Below are 6,030 nucleotides of genomic sequence, written 5' to 3'. Positions count from 1 at the left end.
CGTTCCGTCGCGCGCGTCCGGCTACCGCGCCGTCCCGGGAGGGCGGGCGCCTGGCGCGGCCTCCCGCTCGCCGCTTTCCTCGGTTCGCGTGGGGGACCTCGACCGCATCGAGCGCGCCCAGCGCGCGCAGCGCACCTACCGGCGCCGCCTGGTCCGCGTCGGCGCCGCCGCGCTGGTGCTGCTCGCGCTCGCCGTCGGCGGCGTCGCCGTGTACTTCTCCAGCCTGTTCACCATCGAGAGCGTGTCGGTCAAAGGGGTCGAGCACCTCACGGCGGAGGACATGCAGAACATGGCGGGCGTTCCCGCCGGCACCACGCTTCTGCGCGTGGATGCGGCCGGCATCAGGGACAACCTGCTGAAGAACGCCTGGGTGCAGGACGTGTCGGTCAACCGGGTGTTTCCCGACACGCTGGAGCTGGCCGTCACGGAGCGGACCATCGAGGCTGTGGTGGAGGTGCCCGCGGAAAACGCCGGGACCACCAACGTGTGGGCCATCGCCTCCGACGGCATGTGGCTCATGCCCATCCCCGACCAGGATTCCGAGGCCGGCCGCCGCACCAGCCCGAAGGTGTACGAGGACGCGGCGTCCGTGCTGCGCATCACCGATGTGCCCTACGGCACGAAGCCCGAGATAGGCGCGTACTGCACGGACGCCAACGTGAACAACGCCCTGGACATCGTGTCCGGCATGACCACCGAGCTGGCGGGCCGGGTGACCGCGGTCAAGGCCACGGAGACGGAGTCCACCACGCTCACTATCAAAGACGGGCCCGACATCGTGTTCGGCACCGCGGACGACATCCGCGAGAAGGAGCGCGTGTGCCTGGCCATCATGGAGGAGCATCCCGACGGCGTCTCCTACATCAACGTGCGCACGGTCGACCGCCCCACCTGGCGCGCCCTTTGAGGGGCGCGGTTGGACCGGTCGCCCTTCGCCTCCTTCCGCCGAATGTGGACGTGCGGTTTTCATTACCGCAGCGTAATTTGCAAAAGGTTGATCATCGTGTACAATAACCGCACGTGAAGGGTCCCCACGGGACGGAATCGCAGCATTCGAAATCGCAGCAGGTGTGGAGGAGACAATGCCTAACAATATGGGTGAGCACTTGGCGGTCATCAAGGTCGTCGGCGTTGGCGGCGGCGGCACGAACGCCGTGAACCGCATGGTCGAGGCGGGCGTGAGGGGTGTTGAGTTCATCGCCGTCAACACCGATCGGCAGGCACTGCTCATGTCGGACGCCGACAAGACGATCCACATTGGCGAGGAGCTGACGCGCGGCCTGGGCGCCGGCGCGAATCCCGAGGTGGGCTGCCAGGCGGCCGAGGAGAGCCGCGCGGAGATCCGCGAGGCGCTGGCCGAGGCGGACATGGTGTTCGTCACGGCGGGCGAGGGCGGCGGCACGGGCACGGGCGCCGCGCCCATCATCGCCGAGATCGCGCGCGAGGAGATAGGGGCGCTCACGGTGGGCATCGTCACCAAGCCCTTCTCGTTCGAAGGCCGCACGCGCCGCAACCAAGCCGAGCAGGGCATCGACCTTCTGTCCCAGAAGGTGGACACGCTCATCGTCATCCCGAACGACCGCCTGCTGGAGATCGTCGACAAGAAGACGAGCATGCTCGACGCCTTCCGCATCGCCGACGACACGCTGCGCCAGGGCATCCAGGGCGTCACCGACCTCATCACCGTTCCGGGCCTCATCAACCTCGACTTCGCGGACATCCGCACGGTCATGAAGGACGCGGGCACGGCCATGATGGGCATCGGCATCTCCTCCGGCGAGAACCGCGCCCTCGACGCCGCGCAGCAGGCCACGAACTCCAACCTGCTGGAGGCGTCCATCGCCGGCGCGTCGCGCGTGCTGTTCTCCATCGCCGGCGGTCCCGACCTCACGCTCACCGAGGTGGACGAGGCGGCCCGCACGGTGGAGGCGTGCGCCGACGAGAACGCCAACATCATCTACGGCCAGATCATCGACGAGGCCATGCAGGATCAGGTGCGCATCACGGTCATAGCCACCGGCTTCAAGATGGGGTCGGCCCAGCAGTCCTCCATGGACTTCTCGCGCAAGGACCTGTTCGCCTCCACGACCGCCTCCGAGCAGCCCTCCCTCGCCTCCTCGCCGGCGCCGTCGGCGTCGTACGCGAGCCGCGGCAACGGGGCCGCGTCGGGGCGTTTCGCCGACGAGGACTACATCCCCGACTTCCTGAAACGCCAGCGCTAGAAGGCGGCCGTTCCATGGCCGCGCCGCAGAGCCTACCCGCACCGCGTTTGACGAAGCGCTCCTTCGGCGCGCTCGGCATTCCCGCGCTCACCGACGACGCGCTGTTCGAGCGCACGGGCGTGCGCGTGGCGTTCACCGGGCGGGAAGGGGGAGCGAGCACGGGTCCGTACGCGTCGCTCAACCTGGGGTCGCATGTGGGCGACGATGCGGCGGCCGTGGCCGAGAACCGCTCGCGCCTGCTTGCGGCCCTTGGGACCCAGGGTGCGCAGGTGATCGTGCCGAATCAGGTGCATGGCGACGAGGTTGTGCTCGTCGGCTCCCCGCAGGAGGCGGATGAGGCGCGCCGTCGGGCGCGCGAGGGCGCGGACGCGCTCGTCGTGGGCGCCGCCGGCGTGGCGGCGCTGCTGTGCTTCGCGGATTGCGTGCCCGTGGTGGCGGTGTCGCCCTCCGGCCGGTTCGCCGTGGCGCACGCCGGATGGCGGGGCGTGATGAACGGCGTCGCCGCCAAGGCGGTGCGCCTGCTTGCGGACGCCGACGAAGAGCTGTTAGGCCCGCGGGCCGTCGCCACCTACAACGTGTACGTGGGGCCGCATATCCGCGGCTGCTGCTTTGAGACGGGGGCGGACGTGCGCGAAGCGTTCGCTCGGCGCTACGGTGCCTCGTGCCTGACGGCGGAGGGCAACGTGAGCTTGCTCGCCGCCCTGACGACGTGCCTGGCCGAGGCGGGCGTCGACCGGGCGCGCCTGGTTGATGCGGGCGTGTGCACGATGGACGAGTCCGAGCGGTACTTCTCCTACCGCGCCTCCGGCGGCACGTGCGGCCGCCAAGGCGCCATCGCGTTCAGGGAGGCAAGGTGACCATGGGGTTTTCAGATCGCTACGAAAGCGTGCTCGCGGAAGTGGCCGCATGCTGCCGTCTGGCGGGGCGCGACCCGCGCGAGGTGCGTGTGGTGGCCGTGTCCAAAACGGTGGGCCTGCCCGAGGTGGGGCGGGCCGTGCGGGCGGGCGCCCTCGACTTCGGGGAGAACCGGCCCGACATGCTGATGGAGAAGGCGCGGGCCTTTCCGGAGGCGCGCTGGCATTTCATAGGCAACGTCCAGTCCCGCAGGATCCCCGACATAGTCGCCCACGCCTGCTTGGTGCACTCTCTGTGTCGGGAGCGCCATCTGCCCAAGGTGGACGCCGCCGCGCGCAAGCTTGGCAAGGTGCAGGACGTTTTGCTGGAAGTGAACGTGTCGGGCGAGGAGAGCAAAAGCGGGTTTGAACCCGCCGAGGTCGCTGACGTGCTGGCGCGTTGCTCGGAGTTGTCGTTCGTGCGCGTGCGCGGGCTTATGACCATGGCCGCGCAGGGAGACCTCGCCGCGGCGCGGGAATGCTTCGAGGGGCTTGCCGGTCTGCGCGATGACCTGCGCAGGCGCATGGGCGCCGACAGGGCGGCCGCATTCGATGAACTTTCTATGGGCATGAGCGAGGATTGGCGCGAGGCCGTTGGCGCAGGCGCTACCATAGTGCGCATAGGTCGGGCTTTGTTCGACGAGCAGTTCGGCGCAACGCGCGCGTGAGGGCGCGGCGCGCACCGTGCATATCGCAGCGACGGCGCGACCGTCGAAAGAAACGGAGCAGGTGAACGGTATGGAGTTGCCAAAGATCAAAAGGTCCGGTGCCGCAGGGATGCTCGACGGCATCAAGTCGAAGCTCGGCTTCGCCGACGCGGGGCAGGGCTACGACGACGGCTACTACGACAGAGGGTACGACGACCGCAGCTTTCAGGACGAGTTCGGCGACGAGCGCGATGCGGAGGAGTTCGGCGAATACGGCCCCGGTTATCGTGAGGACGACGTCGCCGCAGACGAGGGTGCCGGCTCGGGCTACGACCGCTACGCCCCGGTGACCACAAGACCCGTTCGCACCGGCCGCTCTGCGGCGCGGTCGGCGGGCGGCACTCCCCCCAAGCTCGTCTCCATCGACGACGTGCGCGCCCGCACGCAGGTTCCCGAGAGCCTCACCCGCGATCCGCTCCCGCCGCGCCGCGTGAGCGCGCCGTCGTCGGCGTCCTACCGGGCGGAGCGGACGATGGTGGCCGCCGACGCCCCGGCTCCCGCGAACACGCCGAACGCCCGGGCGGCCGCGGCCCAGGGTCGCGAGCGGTCGGAGAGCCTGAACGCGCTGTTCACTTCCACGACGCCCGATCCCGCGAGCGCGGCCTCGCCTGCGGCTTCGGGCGCCGCCGCCTCGCCTGCGGCCCTTTCGGGCGCCGCGGCGCCCGCGTCCTCGCCGCGCACGGCGCCCGCGCGCGCCATCACGCTGCTGCGGCCGTCTGCCTACGGGGACATGGAGCGCGTGGCCCCGGCCCTCAAAAACGGCGACGCCGTGGTGCTGGCGCTGCATGCCACGCCCGAAGGCTTGGCCAAGCGCGTCCTCGACTTCTCCTTCGGCGTTTCAAGCGCGCTCGATGCGACCGTTGACTGCGTTGCCGACAAAGTGTTCGCCATCACCTGCGGCACCGCCCTTTCGGAGGCCGAGAAGGCCGCGCTGCGCGGCCAAGGGGTGCTGTAGATGGCCGGCGCCCGCTTGATGAAGGAGTTTTCCGCATGCTCAGCCTGAAGTACCTCCTTGTGTCGCTTGCCGACGCGTACAGCATGGTCATCTTCGTGTACGTGCTCATGTCGTGGCTGCCTGTCAACCGCGGCATCCTCGCCGACATCTACAACGTGCTGGGCAAGGTGTGCGACCCGTATCTTAACCTGTTCAAAAAGCTGATACCTCCGCTTGGAGGTATGGTGGACGTTACACCCATTGTGGCCTTGCTTGTATTACAATTAGCCACACGTGTAGTGATTGGCTTGCTCTAGGCGTAGAATCGCACCTGTCTGCAGGTTGCGTTACCGGATGAAGGGAATGACAGATGGCTATCACCTCGGCTGAGATCCACAACCAGAGCTTCTCGATCGACCGCAAGGGCTACGACGTCGATGAGGTGGACGTGTTCCTTGAGCACGTCGCCGACGAGATCGACGGCTTGAACGCGCAGATAGCGCAGCTTGAGAACCAGATGGGCGATCGCGGTTTCGGCGGCAAGTTCGACGGGTTCGACACGCCGGCCCGTCCCCTTGAGGCCCCTGCCGTCGACGACGCGGCGCTGGCCGAGAAGGACGCGCGCATCGCCGACCTCGAGCGCCAGCTGGAGGCGAAGAAGGCCGACGACAACGCCATCGCGCAGGCGCTCATCATCGCGCAGCGCTCCGCCGACGAGATCATCGCCAACGCCAACGCCCAGTCCGCCGCCACCATCAAGGACGCGGAGGAGGAGGCCCAGCGCATCGTCGACAAGGCCGAGGGCGAGAGGCAGAAGGTGCTCGACGCCATCAAGAAGCTCGAGGACGACCGCGAGGACGCCCGCGAGGAGTACCGGGACCTGCTGACGGACTTCATCAGCGACGCCACGCGCAAGCTGGCCGAAATAGGCGAATCGGCGCCGGTCCCGTCTGCGGCTAGCCTGCACGCCCGTTCGGCCTCCGACGCCGCGTCCACGGGTTCCGCGCCGTCTGTCCAGGCGCCCATCAACCGCGACGGGGCGGGGGCTTACGCCACGCCGCAGTCCGTGACGGGCGCCGTGGTGGCGCCTGCCACGCCGCGCCCCTCCGCTGTGGAGAAGGACCTCTCCGGCTTCGGCGACGCCGACGACGCCTTCGAGTTCGAAGAGATCGACTAGCCGGCTCGGGCGGCTTGCCGGTCGCCCGAGCCGATCAACGCCGCGGGCCGGCCCCTGAACCACAGGTCGCGCTCTCTCTCCTCCTCTCTTTTTTTTC

General features: G+C 68.7%; 7 protein-coding genes. All 7 read left to right on the top strand.

What is annotated here, in order from left to right; translation table 11 throughout:
• Positions 1-907, top strand: a 907-nt coding sequence (locus tag ACWKY3_RS07325; protein WP_449315771.1) for a cell division protein FtsQ/DivIB, incomplete at its 5' end; no start/stop codon positions are given.
• A 175-nt stretch (positions 908-1,082) separates the two neighbouring features.
• Positions 1,083-2,222, top strand: a complete 1,140-nt coding sequence (ftsZ, locus tag ACWKY3_RS07320; RefSeq protein WP_449315770.1) for a cell division protein FtsZ — start codon at positions 1,083-1,085, stop codon at positions 2,220-2,222.
• Positions 2,223-2,236: 14 nt separating this feature from the next.
• Positions 2,237-3,079, top strand: a complete 843-nt coding sequence (locus ACWKY3_RS07315; RefSeq protein WP_449315769.1) for a polyphenol oxidase family protein — start codon at positions 2,237-2,239, stop codon at positions 3,077-3,079.
• A gap of 2 nt (positions 3,080-3,081) precedes the next feature.
• Positions 3,082-3,783: a YggS family pyridoxal phosphate-dependent enzyme gene (locus ACWKY3_RS07310; RefSeq protein ID WP_449315768.1), complete on the top strand. Its 702-nt coding sequence runs from the start codon at positions 3,082-3,084 to the stop codon at positions 3,781-3,783.
• A 70-nt stretch (positions 3,784-3,853) separates the two neighbouring features.
• Positions 3,854-4,777 carry a cell division protein SepF gene (locus ACWKY3_RS07305; protein ID WP_449315767.1) on the top strand — a complete coding sequence of 308 codons (924 nt, stop codon included), beginning with the start codon at positions 3,854-3,856 and terminating at the stop codon, positions 4,775-4,777.
• Positions 4,778-4,812: 35 nt separating this feature from the next.
• A complete protein-coding gene (locus ACWKY3_RS07300) occupies positions 4,813-5,073 on the top strand; it encodes a YggT family protein (RefSeq protein ID WP_449315766.1) in 261 nt (86 codons plus the stop codon).
• Between the two features lie 53 nt (positions 5,074-5,126).
• The gene (locus tag ACWKY3_RS07295; RefSeq protein WP_449315765.1) at positions 5,127-5,933 is read left to right on the top strand and encodes a DivIVA domain-containing protein; all 807 of its coding nucleotides are present in this window, start codon (positions 5,127-5,129) and stop codon (positions 5,931-5,933) included.
• The last annotated feature ends 97 nt before the right edge of the window (positions 5,934-6,030 follow it).

It is taken from the genome of Rubneribacter sp. (assembly GCF_965361815.1).
The sequence above is the reverse complement of the archived record's forward strand: the minus strand, read 5'-3'. Positions and strand labels throughout refer to the sequence as shown.